17 protein-coding genes are annotated in these 17,573 nt (G+C 68.0%); 14 read left to right on the plus strand and 3 right to left on the minus strand.

Annotated features, from left to right (window positions below; translation table 11 throughout):
- Positions 1 to 109 precede the first annotated feature (109 nt).
- The 9 genes from E8M01_RS13315 (at position 110) to E8M01_RS13355 (ending at position 9,052) form a co-directional block, all read left to right on the plus strand.
- Complete coding sequence (locus E8M01_RS13315) at positions 110 to 1,273, plus strand: amino acid ABC transporter permease (protein WP_170181888.1); 1,164 nt, start codon at positions 110 to 112, stop codon at positions 1,271 to 1,273.
- A complete protein-coding gene (locus E8M01_RS13320; protein WP_136960558.1) occupies positions 1,270 to 2,349 on the plus strand; it encodes an amino acid ABC transporter permease in 1,080 nt (359 codons plus the stop codon). Before E8M01_RS13315 ends, E8M01_RS13320 begins: the two co-directional genes overlap by 4 nt.
- A gap of 65 nt (positions 2,350 to 2,414) precedes the next feature.
- Positions 2,415 to 3,620 carry a CaiB/BaiF CoA transferase family protein gene (locus E8M01_RS13325; protein WP_136960559.1) on the plus strand — a complete coding sequence of 402 codons (1,206 nt, stop codon included), beginning with the start codon at positions 2,415 to 2,417 and terminating at the stop codon, positions 3,618 to 3,620.
- 128 nt (positions 3,621 to 3,748) lie between these two features.
- Positions 3,749 to 4,240 (plus strand): nucleoside deaminase, encoded by a 492-nt coding sequence (locus tag E8M01_RS13330; protein WP_136960560.1) that lies wholly within the window; start codon positions 3,749 to 3,751, stop codon positions 4,238 to 4,240.
- The gene (locus E8M01_RS13335) at positions 4,240 to 5,745 is read left to right on the plus strand and encodes an ABC transporter ATP-binding protein (RefSeq protein WP_136960561.1); all 1,506 of its coding nucleotides are present in this window, start codon (positions 4,240 to 4,242) and stop codon (positions 5,743 to 5,745) included. Before E8M01_RS13330 ends, E8M01_RS13335 begins: the two co-directional genes overlap by 1 nt.
- A complete protein-coding gene (locus tag E8M01_RS13340) occupies positions 5,742 to 6,818 on the plus strand; it encodes an ABC transporter permease (protein ID WP_136960562.1) in 1,077 nt (358 codons plus the stop codon). Before E8M01_RS13335 ends, E8M01_RS13340 begins: the two co-directional genes overlap by 4 nt.
- Positions 6,818 to 7,735 carry an ABC transporter permease gene (locus E8M01_RS13345; protein ID WP_136960563.1) on the plus strand — a complete coding sequence of 306 codons (918 nt, stop codon included), beginning with the start codon at positions 6,818 to 6,820 and terminating at the stop codon, positions 7,733 to 7,735. Before E8M01_RS13340 ends, E8M01_RS13345 begins: the two co-directional genes overlap by 1 nt.
- A gap of 158 nt (positions 7,736 to 7,893) precedes the next feature.
- Positions 7,894 to 8,214: a hypothetical protein gene (locus tag E8M01_RS13350; protein WP_136960564.1), complete on the plus strand. Its 321-nt coding sequence runs from the start codon at positions 7,894 to 7,896 to the stop codon at positions 8,212 to 8,214.
- Positions 8,215 to 8,338: 124 nt separating this feature from the next.
- Complete coding sequence (locus E8M01_RS13355) at positions 8,339 to 9,052, plus strand: Crp/Fnr family transcriptional regulator (RefSeq protein WP_136960565.1); 714 nt, start codon at positions 8,339 to 8,341, stop codon at positions 9,050 to 9,052.
- Here E8M01_RS13355 and E8M01_RS13360 read toward each other — a convergent pair whose 3' ends face one another.
- The gene (locus E8M01_RS13360; protein ID WP_136960566.1) at positions 9,053 to 10,333 is read right to left on the minus strand and encodes an adenylate/guanylate cyclase domain-containing protein; all 1,281 of its coding nucleotides are present in this window, start codon (positions 10,331 to 10,333) and stop codon (positions 9,053 to 9,055) included.
- A gap of 204 nt (positions 10,334 to 10,537) precedes the next feature.
- Between E8M01_RS13360 and hpf the strand changes: the two genes are divergently transcribed.
- The 5 genes from hpf to E8M01_RS13385 all read left to right on the plus strand — a co-directional run bounded on the left by hpf (position 10,538) and on the right by E8M01_RS13385 (position 13,991).
- Entirely contained in the window at positions 10,538 to 11,137 is a 600-nt protein-coding gene (gene hpf / locus E8M01_RS13365; RefSeq protein ID WP_136960567.1) for a ribosome hibernation-promoting factor, HPF/YfiA family, read from the plus strand.
- 74 nt (positions 11,138 to 11,211) lie between these two features.
- Positions 11,212 to 11,676: a PTS IIA-like nitrogen regulatory protein PtsN gene (ptsN, locus tag E8M01_RS13370; RefSeq protein ID WP_136960568.1), complete on the plus strand. Its 465-nt coding sequence runs from the start codon at positions 11,212 to 11,214 to the stop codon at positions 11,674 to 11,676.
- The gene (locus tag E8M01_RS13375) at positions 11,673 to 12,479 is read left to right on the plus strand and encodes an ABC transporter substrate-binding protein (protein WP_136960569.1); all 807 of its coding nucleotides are present in this window, start codon (positions 11,673 to 11,675) and stop codon (positions 12,477 to 12,479) included. Before ptsN ends, E8M01_RS13375 begins: the two co-directional genes overlap by 4 nt.
- Before the next feature lie 104 nt (positions 12,480 to 12,583).
- Positions 12,584 to 13,141 (plus strand): tetratricopeptide repeat protein, encoded by a 558-nt coding sequence (locus E8M01_RS13380; RefSeq protein ID WP_136960570.1) that lies wholly within the window; start codon positions 12,584 to 12,586, stop codon positions 13,139 to 13,141.
- Positions 13,142 to 13,208: 67 nt separating this feature from the next.
- Positions 13,209 to 13,991 carry a hypothetical protein gene (locus E8M01_RS13385; protein ID WP_136960571.1) on the plus strand — a complete coding sequence of 261 codons (783 nt, stop codon included), beginning with the start codon at positions 13,209 to 13,211 and terminating at the stop codon, positions 13,989 to 13,991.
- Here E8M01_RS13385 and mutS read toward each other — a convergent pair.
- Together mutS and E8M01_RS13395 are read right to left on the minus strand one after the other, a co-directional pair.
- Entirely contained in the window at positions 13,978 to 16,692 is a 2,715-nt protein-coding gene (gene mutS, locus E8M01_RS13390; RefSeq protein WP_136960572.1) for a DNA mismatch repair protein MutS, read from the minus strand. The two genes, E8M01_RS13385 and mutS, sit on opposite strands and share 14 nt — an antisense overlap.
- 65 nt (positions 16,693 to 16,757) lie before the next feature.
- Entirely contained in the window at positions 16,758 to 17,495 is a 738-nt protein-coding gene (locus E8M01_RS13395; protein WP_136964615.1) for an IclR family transcriptional regulator domain-containing protein, read from the minus strand.
- Positions 17,496 to 17,573 lie beyond the last annotated feature (78 nt).

Here is a 17,573-nt window from a genome sequence, read left to right on the forward strand (position 1 = left end):
CATTGTCCGGCCGGCCGGCTGCGGCCTGCAAGCCTGACCGTCTTCCCGCCATCACGACCTCCCTCGCCCCTGGCGAGGGAGGTTCTCTGCCCTCCGGCCGTCATGTGCCATGGCTGAACTCACCCGGCTGATCTACGACAAGCGTGCGCGCGAGATCTTCTGGCAGGTCGTGATCCTGCTCGCGCTGGTCATCGTCACCGTGTTCATCGTGCGCAACGCGTCGCAGAACATGGTCAATGCCGGCATCGCCTCGGGATTCGATTTCCTGTGGCGCACCTCGGGCATCGACGTGCCCTTCGTGCTGACCGACTACACCAGCAATTCGAACATTCTCGGCCTGCTCTGGGTTGGCGTCGTCAACACCCTGGTGGTCACCATCGTGTCGATCATCGCGGCCACCTTGCTCGGCTTCGTGGTCGGCGTGGCCAGGCTGTCGAAAAACAAGCTCCTGTCGGGCATTGCCGGCGCCTTCATCGAGATCGTGCGCAACATCCCGCTCTTGTTCTTCGTCATGTTCTGGTACTCGCTGGTCATCAACGCCTTACCGGCGCCGCGCCAGTCGATCGGCATTTTCAGCGTCGCCTTCCTCAACAATCGCGGACTGACCATCCCGGTGCCGGTCGAGGGCTCGGCCTTCAAGATCGCCGCGCTGGTGATCCTTGCCGGCATTGTCGGCCAGGCCGCGATCGCCATCTGGGCCAAGCGCCGGCGCGATGCCACCGGCCAGATCTTCCCGGCCTGGGCCACCGGGCTGGTCCTGCTCATCGGCTTGCCGGTGCTGGCCTTCGGCATTGCCGGTTTCGCCACCACCTGGGACCTGCCGGCCTTCCGCGGCTTCAATTTCCGTGGCGGTTTCGTGCTGGTGCCGGAATTCGTCGCGCTGTTCCTGGCGCTCACCGTCTATACCGCCGGCTTCATCGCCGAGGTGGTGCGCGGCGGCATCCAGGCCGTGGTCAAGGGCCAGTGGGAGGCCGCCTACGCGCTGGGCCTCAGGCCGAACCGGACGCTCAGCCTGGTCGTCATCCCGCAGGCCATGCGCGTGATGATCCCGCCGATGACCAGCCAATATCTCAACGTCCTGAAGAACTCGTCCTTCGGCGCGGCCATTGCCTATCCCGACCTGGTCAGTGTCTTCGTCGGTTCGGCGCTCAACAATACCGGCCAGGCGATCGAGATCATCGCCATCACGCTGGCCATCTATCTGGCCATCGGGCTCGCCGTCTCCGGCTTCATGAACTGGTACAACGCCAAGACCGCTCTGGTGACCCGATGACTGACGTGGCCGCCACCGACCTCGCCCGGCCGCAGGGCCCGTCCATTCTCCGGCGTCTGCGCGGCGACTATTTCGCGACGCCGGTCGATGCGGTCATCTCGATCGTCTGCCTCGTCGCGCTGGTTGCGATCATCGTGCCGGTGCTGCGCTGGGCGCTGATCGACGCCAATTTTGTCGGCACCACGCGCAATGACTGCACCGGCGGCGGCGCCTGCTGGGTGTTCATTCGCGCCCGTTTCGGCCAGTTCATGTACGGGCTCTACCCGATCGAGGAGCGCTGGCGCGTCAATCTCGCCGGCCTCCTGCTGCTGGCAACCGTTGCGCTGTCGTTCTGGAAGGCCATGCCGCAGCGCGGCCGCGTCGTGCCGCTCATGTGGGTCGCCGTCATGCTGGTCGGCGTCTGGCTGCTCTCCGGCGGCCTCGGCCTCGTCCGGGTCGAGACCCGCCAATGGGGCGGGCTGATGCTGACCATCTTCCTGTCGGTCTATGCCGGCGTGCTGGCGGTGCCGCTCGGCATCCTGATGGCGCTCGGGCGCCGTTCCGAATTGCCGGTCATCCGCATGCTGTCGACCATCTTCATCGAATTCTGGCGCGGCGTGCCGATCATCACGGTGATCTTCCTGGCGTCGCTCTTGCTGCCGCTGATCATGCCGGCCGGCTGGGACATCGACCGGCTGGTGCGGGCGGTGGTCGGCCTCGCCTTCGTCATCGCCGCCTATATGGCGGAAGCCGTGCGCGGCGGCCTGCAGGCCATCCCCAAGGGCCAGTCGGAGGCCGCCGCCGCCGCCAGTCTCGGCTATTGGACCACGACGCGGCTGATCGTGCTGCCGCAGGCGCTGCGCATCGCCATGCCGGCCATGACCAACGAATTCATCGCGCTGGTCAAGAACACCTCGCTGGTGTCCATCGTCTCGATCTTCGACCTGCTCGGCATTGCCCAGGCCGCATTGGCCGATCCCAATTGGGTCGGCATGAACAACGAGGCCTATGTCTTTGCCGGCTCGGTCTATTGGATCATCTGCTTCGGCCTGTCGCGCTGGGCGCGCCGGCTGGAAGGCAAGAAGACCACCTATTAGCGGCCATTGCCGGGCCGCGGCGGCGGGGCTAGTTCTCGGCGGGTCCCCTGCTGATGGAAGCCGCCATGTCGCAATCCACCGGTCCGCTCTCCGACATCAAGGTGATCGAGCTCGGCTCGTTCATCGCCGGCCCTTATGGCGGCCAGCTGCTGGCCGACATGGGCGCCGACCTGATCAAGTTCGAGGACCCCGGCAAGGGCGACGCCATGCGCCAATGGGGTTACGCCAAGAAGGACGGCGCCTCGGTCTGGTGGCCGGTGATCGGCCGCAATAAAAAAAGCATCACCGTCGACCTGCGGAGGCCCGAGGGCCAGGAGGTGCTCCGCCGCCTGATCGCCGAAGCCGACGTGCTGCTCGAAAATTTCCGGCCGGGCACGCTGGAGAAATGGGGCCTGACCGTCGAGGCGCTGCGGGCGTTGAATCCCGGGCTGATCGTCGCGCGGGTGTCCGGTTATGGCCAATATGGGCCCTACGCGGAAAAGGCCGGCTTCGCCGCGGTCGCCGAGGCGATCGGCGGCATGCGGGTGATCAACGGTTACCCCGACCGGCTGCCGACCCGCACCGGCCTGTCGATCGGCGACACGCTGGCCGGCATCTACGCCGCCTTCGGCATTCTGGCGGCGCTGCACCAGCGCGGCTGCGACGGCCAGGGCCAGGTCATCGATGTCGGCCTGACCGACGCCATCCTGGCCGCCAGCGAAGGCATCGTCGCGGAATATTCGGTGACCGGTCATGTCCGCGGCCGCACCGGGCTGACCTCGCCGGGATTTGCACCGTCCAATATCTATCCGACGCTGGATGGCCACCACATCGTCATCGGCGCCAATGCCGACACCATCTTCGGCCGGCTCGCCGAGGTCATGGGCATGGCCGGGCTCAAACACGATCCGCGCTTTGCCACCCATGGCGCCCGCGGCCAGCCGGACAACCAGGCCGAAATCGACCGGATCATCGGCGACTGGACGGCGACCCGTCCGCGCGCCGAACTGTTGAAACTGCTCGACGGCGCCTCGGTGCCGGCCGGCGGCGTCAATGACGCGGCGGCGGTTGCCGCCGATCCGCATTTCCGCGCCCGCGACATGGTGGTCGAGGTCGAGACCGCCGATTTCGGACCGATGACCATGCAGGGCATCGTGCCGAAGCTGACGCGCACGCCCGGCAAGATCCGCTGGCCCGGCGCGCGCCTCGGCGAGCATACCGACGCGGTGCTGGGTGCTACCGGCTATTCGGCCGATGAGATCGCAGCGATGCGCGAGAATGGCGTTCTCTAGCGGCCGTTTGTCATGCGATCCCAGGCTTCCGAATTGAATTCCTGGCTTCAGAATTGAAATCCTGGCTTCAGAATTGAAATCCTGGCTTCAGAATTGACTTGGGCGCCGCGCCCGCGTGTGATCGGACAATGACCGCGACAAGCTCCTCTTCGCTCGACACCCTGTTCATGGCGCGCGCCGTAGCGCTGTCGCGCGAGCATATGGAGAAGGGCGAGGGTGGCCCGTTCGGGGCGCTGGTCGCGGTCGGCGACACGGTCGTCGCGGAGGGTTGGAACCAGGTCACCTCGACCAATGATCCGACCGCTCATGCCGAAGTGGTGGCGATCCGGCGCGCCTGCACGGCGCTTGGCCGTTTCGATCTCCGCGGCGCGACGCTCTATACGAGTTGCGAACCCTGCCCGATGTGCCTTGCTTCCGCGCTCTGGGCCCGGGTCGGCCGCATCGTTTATGCCAATACCCGCGGCGACGCGGCGGCGATCGAATTCGACGATGCGCCGTTCTATGACGAGGTGGCGCGGGCGCCGTCGACCACCCTGGTCGCCATGGAGCACCAGCCGAGTGCCGAAGCGCGCGCGGTGTTTCAGGCCTGGGCCGCCAAGCCCGACAAGATTGCCTATTGATGGCGGCGCTCCTCGAGGCTCGCGGCATCGTCAAGCGGTTCGGCGCGCTGGCCGCCAATGACCACATCGACCTGACCGTCCAGCCCGCCGAGATCCATGCCCTGCTGGGTGAGAACGGCGCCGGCAAGTCGACCCTGGTGAAGATCCTCTATGGCCTGCTCGAGCCGGCCGAGGGCCGCATCGCCTGGAGCGGGCAAACTGTCCGGCTGGCCAATCCCGCCGAGGCGCGGGCGCTCGGCATTGGCATGGTGTTCCAGCATTTCTCGCTGTTCGAGGCGCTCACCGTTGCCGAGAACGTCGCGCTGTCGCTGCCCTCGGCCACGCCGATGACGCGGATCGAGGCCGAGGTGGCGCGCCTGTCGCGCGCCTATGGCTTGCCGCTCGAGCCGAAGCGCGAGGTCTGGCGCCTGTCGGTCGGCGAGCGCCAGCGCATCGAGATCGTCCGCGCCTTGTTGCAGAATCCGAAACTCCTGATCCTCGACGAGCCGACCTCGGTCCTGACCCCGCAGGAGGTCGACCAGCTGTTCCGGACGCTCGAGGCGCTGAAGGCCGAAGGACGCAGCGTGCTCTACATCTCGCACAAGCTCGACGAGGTCCGCCGGCTGTGCGACCGGGCCACCATTCTGCGCGGCGGCAAGGTGGTGGCGACCTGTGATCCGCGCACCGAAACCGCGGCGAGCCTTGCCCGCCTGATGGTTGGCGCCGACGTGGCGACGCTGAAGGTCGCGACCCACGTGCCGGGCGATATCCGCCTGGCGGTGAACGACCTGTCCTTGCCGGCCGCCGACAGCCATGGCGTGACGCTGAGCCGGGTCTCGTTCAGCGTTCGCGCCGGCGAGATCTTCGGCATTGCCGGCGTTGCCGGCAACGGCCAGGACGAGCTGTTCCAGGCCCTCTCCGGCGAGCGGCTGAGCCCGTCGGAGGCGATCCGGATCGACGATCGGCCCGCTGGCCTCGAGGATATCACCCGGCGCCGGCGCCGCGGCGCGGCCTTTGTCCCGGAGCAACGGCTTGGTCATGCCGCGGCGGCGGATTTCTCCCTGACCGACAACGCCCTGCTGTCGGGCCATGGCACCAACGGCTTCGTCTCGCGCGGGCTGGTCGACCGCGCCAGCCTCGCAGCCTGGGTGGCGCGCGTGGTCAAGGCCTTCGACGTGCGCGCCGGCAGCGCCGACCCCTTGGCCAAGGCGCTGTCCGGCGGCAATCTGCAGAAATTCGTGGTTGGCCGCGAGATCCTGCGCGAGCCCTTGCTGCTGGTCGTGGCGCAGCCGACCTGGGGCGTCGACGCGGCGGCCGCCGCCACCATTCGCCAGGCGCTGATCGACCTTGCCGTGCGTGGTGCGGCGGTCGTGGTGATCAGCCAGGATCTCGATGAACTCTACGAACTGGCCGACCGGCTCGCCGTCATCTCGGCCGGAGCCCTGTCGGAGGCGCGTCTGGCGGCCGATTTCCCGCGCGGGCAGGTTGGCCTGCTGATGGGCGGCATCCCTGGGGCAGCGCCATGAGGCTGCAGCTCGAACGCCGCGACAACCAGCCGTTCTGGCTCTCGTTCGCCTCGCCGCTGGTTGCCGTGATGCTGACGCTGATCGCCGGCGCGATCCTGTTCTCGCTGATGGGCAAGGCGCCGCTCGCCGCGCTCAAGGTCTATTTCCTCGATCCCCTGTCCGACGGCTGGGCGCTGCAGGAATTGACCGTCAAGGCGACGCCCCTGGCGCTGATCGCAGTGGGCCTGAGCCTCTGCTACCTCTCCAACAACTGGAATATCGGCGCCGAGGGCCAGCTCGTCATGGGCGCCATTTTTGGCTCCTGGCTGGCGCTCGCCACCCACGGCACGCCCAATGGTCCCTGGGTGCTGCCCGCCATGCTGGCCATGGGCGCGTTCGGCGGCATGCTGCTGGCTCTGGTCCCGGCAGTGCTGAAGACCCGTTACGGCGCCAACGAGATCCTGACCAGCCTGATGCTGGTCTATGTCGCCGAACTGGCGCTCGACTATCTCGTGCGCGGACCCTGGCGCGATCCGAAGGGCTTCAATTTCCCGCAATCGGTCAATTTCGAGCCGGAGGCCGTCATGCCGCTGATCGTCGGCGGCGGTCGCATGCATGTCGGCTTCATCCTGGCCGTCGTGGTGGCGATTGCGGCGACCTTCATGATCGGCCGCACGCTGAAGGGTTTCGAGATCCGGCTGGTCGGCGCGGCACCGCGGGCTGCCCGCTTCGCCGGTTTCGACGACCGCCGCACCACGCTCTTCGTCTTCGCCGTATCGGGGGCTCTCGCCGGCCTTGCCGGCATCATCGAGGTGGCCGGGCCGATCGGCCAGCTGCAGCCGTCGATTTCGCCGGGCTACGGCTTCACCGCGATCATCGTCGCCTTCCTCGGCCGGCTCAATCCGGTCGGCGCGCTGATCGCCGCCTTGTTTCTGGCGCTCACCTTCATTGGCGGCGAGAACGCCCAGATCACGCTGCGCGTGCCGCTCGACCTCACCCGCGTGTTCCAGGGCCTGCTGCTGTTCTTCGTGCTCGGCTGCGACACTTTCATTCTCTATCGCCTGCGCCTCGTCGGGCGCGAGAGGGCCGCCTGATGGGGATCGTCGAAGCCATCCTCTTGACCGTCGTCACCGCCGCGACGCCGCTGTTCATCGCCGCCCTCGGCGAGCTGGTGGCCGAACGGTCCGGCGTCCTGAATCTCGGTGTCGAGGGCATGATGATCATCGGGGCGGCGACCGGTTTTGCCGCCGCCATCCTGTCCGGCTCGACGCTGGTCGGTTGCCTCGCGGCGATCGCCGCCGGCATGGTCATGGCGGGCCTGTTCGCGGCGCTGGCGCTCGGCCTGGCCACCAATCAGGTGGCGACCGGCCTGGCGCTGACGATCCTCGGCCTCGGCCTGTCCGGCCTGATCGGGGCCGATTTCATCGGCGCCCGGCGCGATCCCATGGCGAAGATCGCCTTGCCCTGGCTGAGCGACCTGCCGGTTGTCGGCAAGCTCCTGTTCCAGCAGGACCCGGTGGTCTACCTGTCGGTCGCGCTCGGCGCCGCGGTCTGGTGGTTTCTCTACCGGTCGCGCGCCGGCCTTGTCCTGCGCGCCGTCGGCGAGAGCCACGGCTCGGCCCATGCGCTCGGCTATTCGGTCTTGAAGATCCGGTTTCTCGCGGTGCTGTTCGGCGGCGCCTGCGCCGGGCTTGCCGGCGCCTATCTGTCGCTGGCCTATACGCCGTTCTGGTCGCCCGGCATGACCGCCGGGCGGGGTTGGATCGCGCTTGCCATTGTCGTCTTCGCCAGCTGGCGGCCGGGCCGCGCCATGATCGGCGCCTATCTGTTCGGCGGCGTGACCATCCTTCAGCTGCACGCCCAGGCGCGCGGCCTGGGCATTCCAAGCCAGCTCATGTCGGCCTTGCCTTATCTCGCCACCATCCTGGTCCTGGTCTTGATCAGCCGGGCGGGACGGGTGGCGAGCCAGGCGCCCGCGGCGCTCGGCACGCCCTTCGTGCCGGATCGCTAGCGCGTTTCTCACGGGCCTATGGCCTGCGCGGCGCACCCAAGCCGCCACCGCGCCAATCGCGCATTCGGTGATGCCCGTCACATCGGCGCGCCGCCGCTCCAGGCATCCTTGGCCTCACCGACAGCAAACGGGCTTCGGCCAAGCCCCAGGAGGGTTTCATGATCAGCAAGACGACCAAATATCTCGCGATCGCCGCTCTGGCTCTCGCCGGGTCGGCCTTCATCGCGACGACCGATGCCGAGGCGCGCGGCGGTCGCGGCGGCGGCGGTGTCCGTAGCGGCGGCATGCATCATGGCGGGTTCCGCCATGGCGGCGGCTTCCACCGGCACGGCCATCATTTCCATCGCCACGGGCATTTCCATCGTCACGGGCATTTCCACCGCCATGGCCATTGGCATCACCGGCACTACCGCTTCGGCCTTTACGGCGGCCCGCCCTGTGAATGGGATTATTACCGGCAGATCCGCATCTGCTATTGATCCCTGTCCACCAGGCCATGGACGGGGCGGCGCGAGCCGCCCCCTTTTGCCAAGCCCTACCGCTTCGGCAGGCTTCGCCGCTTCACCTTGTCCTTTGCCCGCCGGGATGCAAGCGTCACCTGCCATGCCGACAGCCTCGCCGCGCCTCGACGACTTCGCCAATGCCGCGCCGGCGGGCCGGCCGCATTTTTTTGCGGCCCTGCCGTCCGACATGACGTCGCGGCTCCTCGACCGCGCCATGCCGGTCAAGCTCGATCCGGGCCAGGTGCTGTTCCTGGCCGGCGATCCCGGCGACGGCTGTTACCTGATCGACGATGGCCTTCTGAAGGTCGAACTCGCCTCGGAGAACGGCATCCAGCGCATTCTCGCCCTGCTGCGGCCAGGCTCGGTGGTGGGCGAATTGTCGCTGATCGACGGCCACCCGCGGTCGGCCTCGGTCTCGGCGCTGAAGGCGGCGCGGCTGCGCTTCATTCCGCGTATCGCCTTCGACGATCTGGTGGCGCGCGACGCCGCCATCTGCCGCGCCATCGCCGTCCTGCTTGCCGGGCGTCTGCGCGATACCAACCTGGCCCTCGCCACCGCCAATTTCATGGCGGTCAAGGGGCGCGTGGCGGTGGCCCTCGTGGCTCTTGCCGAGGGCTTCGGCCAGGATGTCGGATCCGGCCGCATCCTGATCAAGGTCAAGCTCGGCCAGGCCGATATCGCGGCCATGGCCGGCGTGTCCAGGGAAACCGCCAGCCGCATGTTGAACGACTGGCTGCGCAGGGGCGATATCAGCCGGCTGGCCGGCTATTATTGCCTCGAGCGGCCGCAGGTGATCACCCGCGCCGCCCGTTGATCAGGGCGCCGGCTTTTCGCCCAGCAGGAAAAAGGTTTCGGCCTCGCCGATCCCCTTCAGCGCGACGGTGCCGCGGGCTTCGAACCGGAAGGCCTCGCAGGTCGCGTCATGGAATGCCCGGCTGACATGGATTCGGCCGGGCAGGCCGGTGCTTTCCATGCGCGACGCGGTGTTCACCGCATCGCCCCAGAGGTCGTAGCCCATGCGGGTCCGGCCGATGACGCCGGCTGTCGCCACGCCGCGATGGATGCCGACGCGTAGATCCAGCCGATGCCCGGCAAGGGCCGCGCGGGCTTTCTGCGTCTCGATCATGGCGAGGGCGAAGCGGCCCATGCGGACCGCACCGTCGCTGCCGGCCTCGCCGATCCCGGCGGCGACCATATAGCTGTCGCCGATGCTCTTGATCTTCTGCACGCCATGATCGGCGCAATTGTCGTCCCAGGCGCGCGCCAGGTCGTCGAGATAGGCAACGATCACGTCGGGCGGCAGCCGGTGCGAGGCCGTGGTGAAGCCGACCAGATCGGCGAACAGGATGATCGCGTCGTCGAGCCGGTCGGCGATCGGCTTCGAGGGGTTGGCCTTGAGGCGTTCGGCGATCAGCGCCGGCAGCAGGATCTCCAGAAGCGCGTCGGAGCGGCCGAGCGCCGCTTCGACTTCGTTCTGGGTGCGGCGCAGGGCGGTCAGGGCGTAAAAGATCATCACCGCATTGATCAGGATCGCGTTGAGCATGCCCTGGATCGCCAGCGACCGGCGGATCTCGGCATCCTCGGGCACGATCAGCCCATGCGGCGAGATCAGGAACAGCGCGGCGATGAGCGCCATGAAGGTCGCCGCCATGAACGGCAGCCAGAGCCGCCAGTTCTCGATGCCGATCAGGAACAGGATGCCGCCGGCCAGCGTGAAATAGACCTGCAGCCCGCTGTCGCGGCCGAGCATGGCGACGACGAAGCAATTGCCTGCGATGACCAGGCTGAGCAGCGCCACGGCGCCGGCATTCGGGCCGCGCCGATGCAAGCGATGGATGAACAGTTCGAGAATCACCATCAAGGCGTTGTAGAGATGGATCACCATCATGCCGTCGAAGTCGTGCAGCGCGTTCGAGACGAGATGCGAACCGGCATTCGACATGGCGGCGAATGTCGCGACATTGGTCAGGCGCTGGCGCCGCGCCACCTCCTTGTCGGCGGTTACGATGCCGATCGAGATCGCCCGTTCGAGCCAGGCGGGAAGCGTGATGCCCCGGCGTTCAGGCTTTGCGAACAGCTCGTCATCGGGCGTCATGGCAGGTCCAGTACAACAAAATGCTTCAATATTATCAAATATTAAGCTTGCGTTCGCGGGCGCCGGGGCATGGCCCTGCCGGCCGGCCCGTTCCGATGTCGCATTGACTTGTCATTTCGTAATCCGTAACCGTCACCTACATAAGAAGATGGAAGCGGAACGGCCCACCGGTCCGCGATCCGAACAGACAATCGGGGGAGCCTTATGGCTCTGCGCATTTCTGGCAAGAACCTCGATATCGGTGAAGCGCTTCGTGAACGAATCGCGGTGCGCGTGGGGGACGCCACCGGCCGATATGCCGATGGCCGTTATACCGGACATGTGACCGTCGAGAAGGAAGCCCATGGTTTCCGCGCGGTCTATGCGTTGCACCTGGCGAGCGGCACGACGCTGCAGGCCGAGGCTTTCGCGGCCGACGCCTATGCAGCCTGCGACCTCGCCGCCGAGCGCATCGAGAAGCGGCTCCGGCGCTATGCGCGGCGCCAGAAGGACCGGACAGCCAGCAATGGCCAGGCCGCCACCGTCGAGGCACGGTCCTATGTCATCGAGGCGCCGGTCGACCTGGCTGACGAGGATGACGATGGCCCGACCGGTGAATTCGAGCCGGTGATCATTGCCGAACAGACCGCCAACCTGAAACGCATGACAGTGGCCGACGCCGTGATGGAACTGGACGTCACGGGGGCGCGAACCATTGTCTTTCACCACGCAGTGCACGGAAGGGTGAATGTCGTGTACCGGAGGGCCGACGGGCATGTCGGCTGGGTGGATCCTCCGGCGGCGGAGCCGAGCGGGCCGTCCTGACCCGTCATGGCATCGTCATTGCATGGGCCGAGATAGAGGCCCGCGTCCAACACGCTATCCCAAGAAGGCAGCCAATGCCGATCCATGACATCATCGCCGCCGGCGCCATCATCCCCCTCCTTCACGTGGAATCGAAGAAGCAGCTGCTCCAGGAGATTGCCGCCAAGGCCGCGGAACTGACCGGCCGTTCGGCCCGTGAGATCTACGACACCCTGAACGAGCGCGAGCGCCTGGGGTCGACCGGCGCCGGCAGCGGCATCGCCATTCCGCACGGCAAGCTGCCGAAGCTCGAGCGTGTCACCGGCCTGTTCGCCCGCCTCGACCATCCCGTCGATTTCGACGCGATCGACGGCCAGCCGGTCGACCTGGTCTTCGCTCTGCTGGCGCCCGAAGGCGCCGGCGCCGATCATTTGAAGGCGCTGTCGCGCATCGCCCGGCTGACCCGCGACCCCGGCAATGTCCAGAAGCTGCGGGCGGCCCGCGACGAGGCGACGTTGCGCCTGCTGCTCGCCCAGCCGATCACCTCCAACGCCGCATGAGGCGCTGGCTGGCGGCGCCGCTTGCGCTGTTGGCTCTGACCTCGGCCGCCGCCGCCGCGCCCAGCCGCGTCGTTTCGTTCAATCTCTGCGCCGATCAGCTGGTCCTGGCGCTGGCTGATCCCAGCCAGATCGCCGCGCTTTCGCCTTATGCCAGACATGTCGGCATATCCGCGGCGGCCGAGGCCGCGCGCGCCTTTCCGGTGACCTCCGGATCGGCCGAAGAAGCGCTGGCGCTCGGCGCCGACCTGGTTTTCCTCGGCCCCCGCGACCGGCTCGCCACCGGGCAATTGCTCGGCGGCCGCGGCATTCGCGTCGAGCGCATGCCGCTCGCCACTTCGCTCGACGACGCCAAGGCGATCATCCGCAGCACGGCCGCGATCCTGGGCCATCCGGAACGCGGCGAGGCCTTGGCTGCCCGCCTCGATGCCGCGACCGCCCCGCCTGGACCCGCGCCGAGCGCGCTGCCCTATGAGCGGCGCGGTTATGCCGCCGGTCCCACGACCATGCTCGGCGATGCCCTGGCGCGGGCCGGCTTCCGCCATGCCAGGCCGGCGGCGGGTTTTGGCGGCTTCGTCAGCCTCGAGGCCATCGTGCTGCTCCGGCCGGACGTCCTTGTTCTCAACGGCCCGCCGGCCCGCGCCGCCGATCAGGGCACGGCGCTGCTCGCCCATCCGGTGCTGGCCAGGCTCTATCCGCCGGACCGCCGGATCGTCATCCCTGATGTGCTGACCGTCTGTCCCGGCCCGGGACTGGTCGAGGCCATCACCCGGCTCGCCGCGGCGCGCGCGGCGGCCATGCGCTGACCATCAGACCCCAATTCCACCATGGTTGTTGGTTCAGCTCTTGGCGCCAGCAGTGCGAGTGCTTAGCTACCCCCGAGCTCGCACATCAATTGCGCGGAGACTTCGTGTCCGACCCGATCGCCTTCGAGGACTGCCTCAAACTTGTGCTGTCGCTTGATGCGACGACGCCGGCCGCGGCTCAGCCGAAGCGGCTCGACAGTTTGTTTCGCGACCTGTCGCGGTTCCAGCCGCGTCGGCCGGCCTATGAGCTGCAGGACCTGATCTGGGCGATCTGGACCAATCACCGGGATCCGCATGCCGACGAAGCCATGGAGCAGGCGATCAATGCCATGGCGGTGAAACATTACGACATGGCGCATCTGGTGCTCGACGCGCTGGTCGACGCCCGCCCGGATTGGTCGGAGGCCTGGAACAAGCGGGCGACCCTGCATTTCATCCGGGGCGACGATGCCAATGCCGTCGCCGACGTGATGGAAACCCTGAAGCGCGAGCCGCGGCATTTCGGCGCAATCTCGGGTTTCGCGCAGATCTGCCTGCGCCATGGCCGCGAGGCCGACGCGCTCGCCGCCTTCGAAGTGGCGCTGGGCATCAATCCGCACCTGGAAGGGGTCGCGGCGCTGGTCGCCGAGATGCACGCCAAGGGCGGGCGGGTCCTGCACTGACCGGGCTGCCCGAGTGCGGGCGAACCGGCTAAACCGGTCACCCGCCTTCGCATCGGCTCTTGCCCCATTGTCCCTTCTCCCCCTCGCGCTCAAAGCCCTGACGACGGCGGCAATCGTCGTCTCGGCCGCCGTCGTCGCCGAACGCACCCGGCCGTTCCTTGCGGCGATGGTTCTGGCTCTGCCGGTCTCCACCGGCCCGGCCTATGTCATGCTGGCGCTCGACCACGACGCGCCGTTCATTGCCGCGGCGAGCCTGTCCAGCCTCTCGGTCAATGTCTCGATCGTGCCGGCGGGGATCGCTTATGCGCTGCTGGCGCGCCGCGGCTTCGGCCTTGCCGCCTCGTTCGCCGCCATGCTGTCGGCCTGGCTCGCCACCGCCCTGTTGATCCAGCTGGCCGACTGGACGCTGGTTCCGGCCCTGGTGCTGAATGCCGTCGTCTTCGGCATCGCCATTGTGGCCACCTGGCCCTGGCGCAAGGCTAAGCTCGGCCTGCCGCCGCGGCGACGCTGGTACGACATCCCGCTGCGCGTCGCGCTGGTGGTCACCCTGGTGGTGCTGGTGGTCACCGTGTCGGAGCGGATCGGCCCGGCGGTGACCGGCACCGCCACCCTGTTTCCGGCGAGCTTTTCGAGTTTCATCCTGCTGATGCATCGCCGGCTCGGCGGACCGGTGGTGGCGGCTGCCATGATCAACGGCCTGGTCATGCTGGTCGGCTTTGTCGGCTTCCTGCTGGCGATCCATCTGTTCGCCGCGGCGGGTCAGGTCTGGACCGGGCTCCTGGTCGGCCTCGCCGTCCCGGTGTTCTGGTCGCTCGCGCTCCTGGCCGCCAACCGCATCAGGCTTTCCTGAGGCTCGCCCGCTTGGCTTTCAGCGCGTAGAGCGCCTCATGCGCCTCGCGCGGCGTCATGTCGTCGGGGTCGATGGTGTCGAGCAGGTCCAGCGCCGGCTCGGGCTTGGCGGGCCCGGCCTGCGGCCGCGGCGCGGCGGCGAACAGCGGCAGGTCGTCGACCAGGCGCCGGACCGGGGCGGCCCGGTCGGTCGCCTCCAATTCGGCCAGCACGTGTTTGGCCCGCTCGATCACCGAGGGCGGCAGGCCGGCGAGCTTGGCCACCTGGATGCCGTAGGAGCGATCGGCGGCGCCTTCGGTCACCTCGTGCAGGAAGATCACGTCGCCCTGCCATTCCTTCACCCGCATGGTGGCGTTGTGCAGCCGGTTGAGCCGTTTCGACAGCACGGTCAATTCGTGGAAATGGGTGGCGAACAGCGACCGGCAACGATTGGTCTCATGCAGATGTTCGACCGCCGCCCAGGCGATCGACAGGCCGTCGAAGGTCGCGGTGCCGCGGCCGATCTCGTCGAGGATGACGAGGGCCCGCGCGCCGGCCTGATTGAGGATCGCCGCGGTCTCGACCATCTCGACCATGAAGGTCGAGCGCCCGCGCGCCAGGTCGTCGGCGGCGCCGACACGCGAGAACAGCCGGTCGACCATGCCGATATGGGCCGAGGCCGCCGGGACGAAGGAGCCCATCTGGGCCAGCACCGCGACCAGCGCGTTCTGCCGCAGGAAGGTGGATTTACCGGCCATGTTGGGGCCGGTGATCAGCCAGATCCGGCCCTTGCCGTCATGGCCCGACAGCTCGCAGTCATTGGCGACGAAGGGCGCGGTGCGGGCGATCGCCTGCTCGACCACCGGGTGGCGGCCGCCCTTGACCGCGAAGGCCAAGGACATGTCGACCAGCGGCCGGACATAGGCCTGCTCGACGGCCAGCGTCGCATTGGCGCTGGCGACATCGAGCGTGGCGATCGCTTCCGCCGCCTGTTTGATCGGCCCGGCATGGCCGAGCACGGTCTGGCTCAGCCGGTCGAAGACCTCCAGTTCCAGCCCCAGCGCCCGGTCGGCGGCCCCGGCGATCTTCGCCTCCAGCGCACCGAGCTCGGTGGTGGTGAAACGCATGACGCCGGCCAGCGTCTGGCGGTGGATATAGGTGGCGTTGAGCGGCGGCTTCAGGAAGCCGTCGCCATGCTGCTGCGCCACCTCGACGAAATAGCCCAGCACGTTGTTGTGCTTGATCTTCAGCGCCCGGATGCCGGTCTCCTCGGCATAACGCGTCTGCAGCCCCGCGATGATGCGCCGGCTTTCGTCGCGAAGCCCGCGTGCCTCGTCGAGATCGGCGAGATGGCCGGCCCGCACGAAACCGCCATCGCGCTTCAACAGCGGCAGGTCGTCGGCGAGCGCGTCGGCAAGCATGCCGGCAAGCGCCGGATCCGGCTGCGACAGGCCATGGGCCACCGTCGCCAGTTCGCCTGCCGTTTCGCTGGCGATCAGTTCGGCAAGGCCGCCGGCCGCCACCAGGCCCTGGCCGATCGCGGCGAGATCGCGCGGCCCGCCCCGGCCCATGGCGATGCGGGTCAACGCCCGGGCCATGTCGGGCGCGCTTTGCAGCCGGGCCCGGATTTCGGCCCTGAGCGCCGTTGCCGCGGCCAGCGCCTCGACCGCGTCGTGGCGGGCGGCGATGGCGTCCGGATCGGTCAGCGGATTGGCCAGCCGGTTGGCCAGCAGGCGGGCGCCGGCGGCGACCACCGTCCGGTCGATCGCCGCCAGCAGCGAGCCCGCGCGTTCGCCGCCGAGCGTGCGCACCAGCTCCAGATTGGCGCGCGTCGCGGCGTCGATCAGCATGGTCGCGCCCTGGGCCTCACGCACCGGCGGCGACAGCGGCGGGCGTGAGGCGAGCTGGGTGCGTTCGACATAGGTGACGGCCGCCGCCGCCGCGGTCAGCTCCAGCCGCGAGAACGTGCCGAAACCATCCAGCGTCCTGACGCCGAAATAGGTGGCGAGGCGCCGTTCGGCGCTGGCGCCGTCGAAAACGTCGCGCGGGGCCGGCGACACCGCCTTGAACGAGCGCCAGAACGGCGCCAGATCGGCATCGGCGAACAAGGCGTCGGAGACGACGATCTCGCCCGGGTCGATCCGGGCGATGTCGGCCGAAAGCCGCCCGCCATCGGTCTCGGCGACCCGGAACTCGCCGGTCGACATGTCGAGCCAGGCCAGCGCGAAGGCGTCGACGCTGGCGACCGAGGAGGTCTTGGCCCGCGCCACCGCCAGAAGGTAATTGTTGCGCCGCGCTTCCAGCAGCGAATCCTCGGTCAGCGTGCCCGGCGTGACCAGCCGGATCACACCGCGATTGACCACCGATTTCGAGCCGCGCTTGCGGGCTTCCGCCGGATCCTCGGTCTGTTCGCACACCGCGACGCGGAAACCTTGCTGGATCAGCCGGTGCAGATAGTCCTCCGCCGCATGGACCGGCACGCCGGCCATCGGAATGTCCTGGCCGAGATGTTTGCCGCGCTTGGTCAGGGTGATGCCGAGGGCGCGCGACGCGGCCACCGCGTCGTCGAAGAACATCTCGTAGAAATCGCCCATCCGGTAGAACAGCAGACTGTCCGGATTGGTCGCCTTGATCTCGATATATTGCTCCATCATCGGCGTGACGCGGTTGTCCACCGGCACGTCGGGGGCGGTTTCGGAATCAGCGGGCGTCTGGGTCAGCATGGCGACGGACGCTGGCAGGTGAGGACGGCGAATTCAACCGCCAGGGTCGATCCGCCCACAGGCGATCAGCCGATGATGCGCGACAGCTCGGCCTGCACCGTCCTGAGCTTCGGCAACAGGTCGCGCACCAGCATGTCGGGCGAGAAACGGGTTGCATGGGTGCCGACATTGACGGCCGCGAGCGTCCGGCCGCGGATATCGATCACGGGAACGGCGATCGAGGTCAGGCCGATCTCCAGTTCCTGGTCGATGATGGCGAAGCCGTCGCTGCGCGCCGCCGCGATCGCCGCCATGATCGCCGAGACCTCGGTGCGGGTCTTCGGTGTCAGCGGCCGGCGGACCGAGGTCTCGACATGCCGGCGCGCCGTCTCTTCGGGCAGGGTTGCGAGCAGCACCCGCCCCATCGAGGTGCAGAAGGCCGGCAGCCGCGCGCCGACCGACAGTCCGACCGACATGATCCGCTTGGTCGCGGAGCGTGCGACATAGACGATCTCGTTGCCGTCGAGGATCGAGGCCGAGCAGCTCTCGCCGATCGCCTCGCTCAGCCGTTCCAGGGCGCTCTGCAGGATGGCGGTGAGCGGGGTCGAGGACAGATAGGCATAACCGAGCTTCAGCACGCGCGGCGTCAGCCGGAAGAACTTGCCGTCGGTTTCGGCATAACCGATGCGGTTGAGCGTGATCAGGCAGCGTCGGGCGGTGGCCCGCGTCAGGCCGGTCATGCGCGCGACATCGGCAATGGTCAGGCGCTGATGGTCCGCGTCGAAACAGGCGATCACCGCCAGGCCCTTTTCCAGCCCGAGCATGTGGTCGCGGTCGATCTGCTTGAAGCTGTCGGTGGGGATATCCAAGAGAGCCTCGCCGGTCACGTGCGGTCACCGCAC

It is taken from the genome of Phreatobacter stygius (assembly GCF_005144885.1).
GTDB lineage: Bacteria > Pseudomonadota > Alphaproteobacteria > Rhizobiales > Phreatobacteraceae > Phreatobacter > Phreatobacter stygius.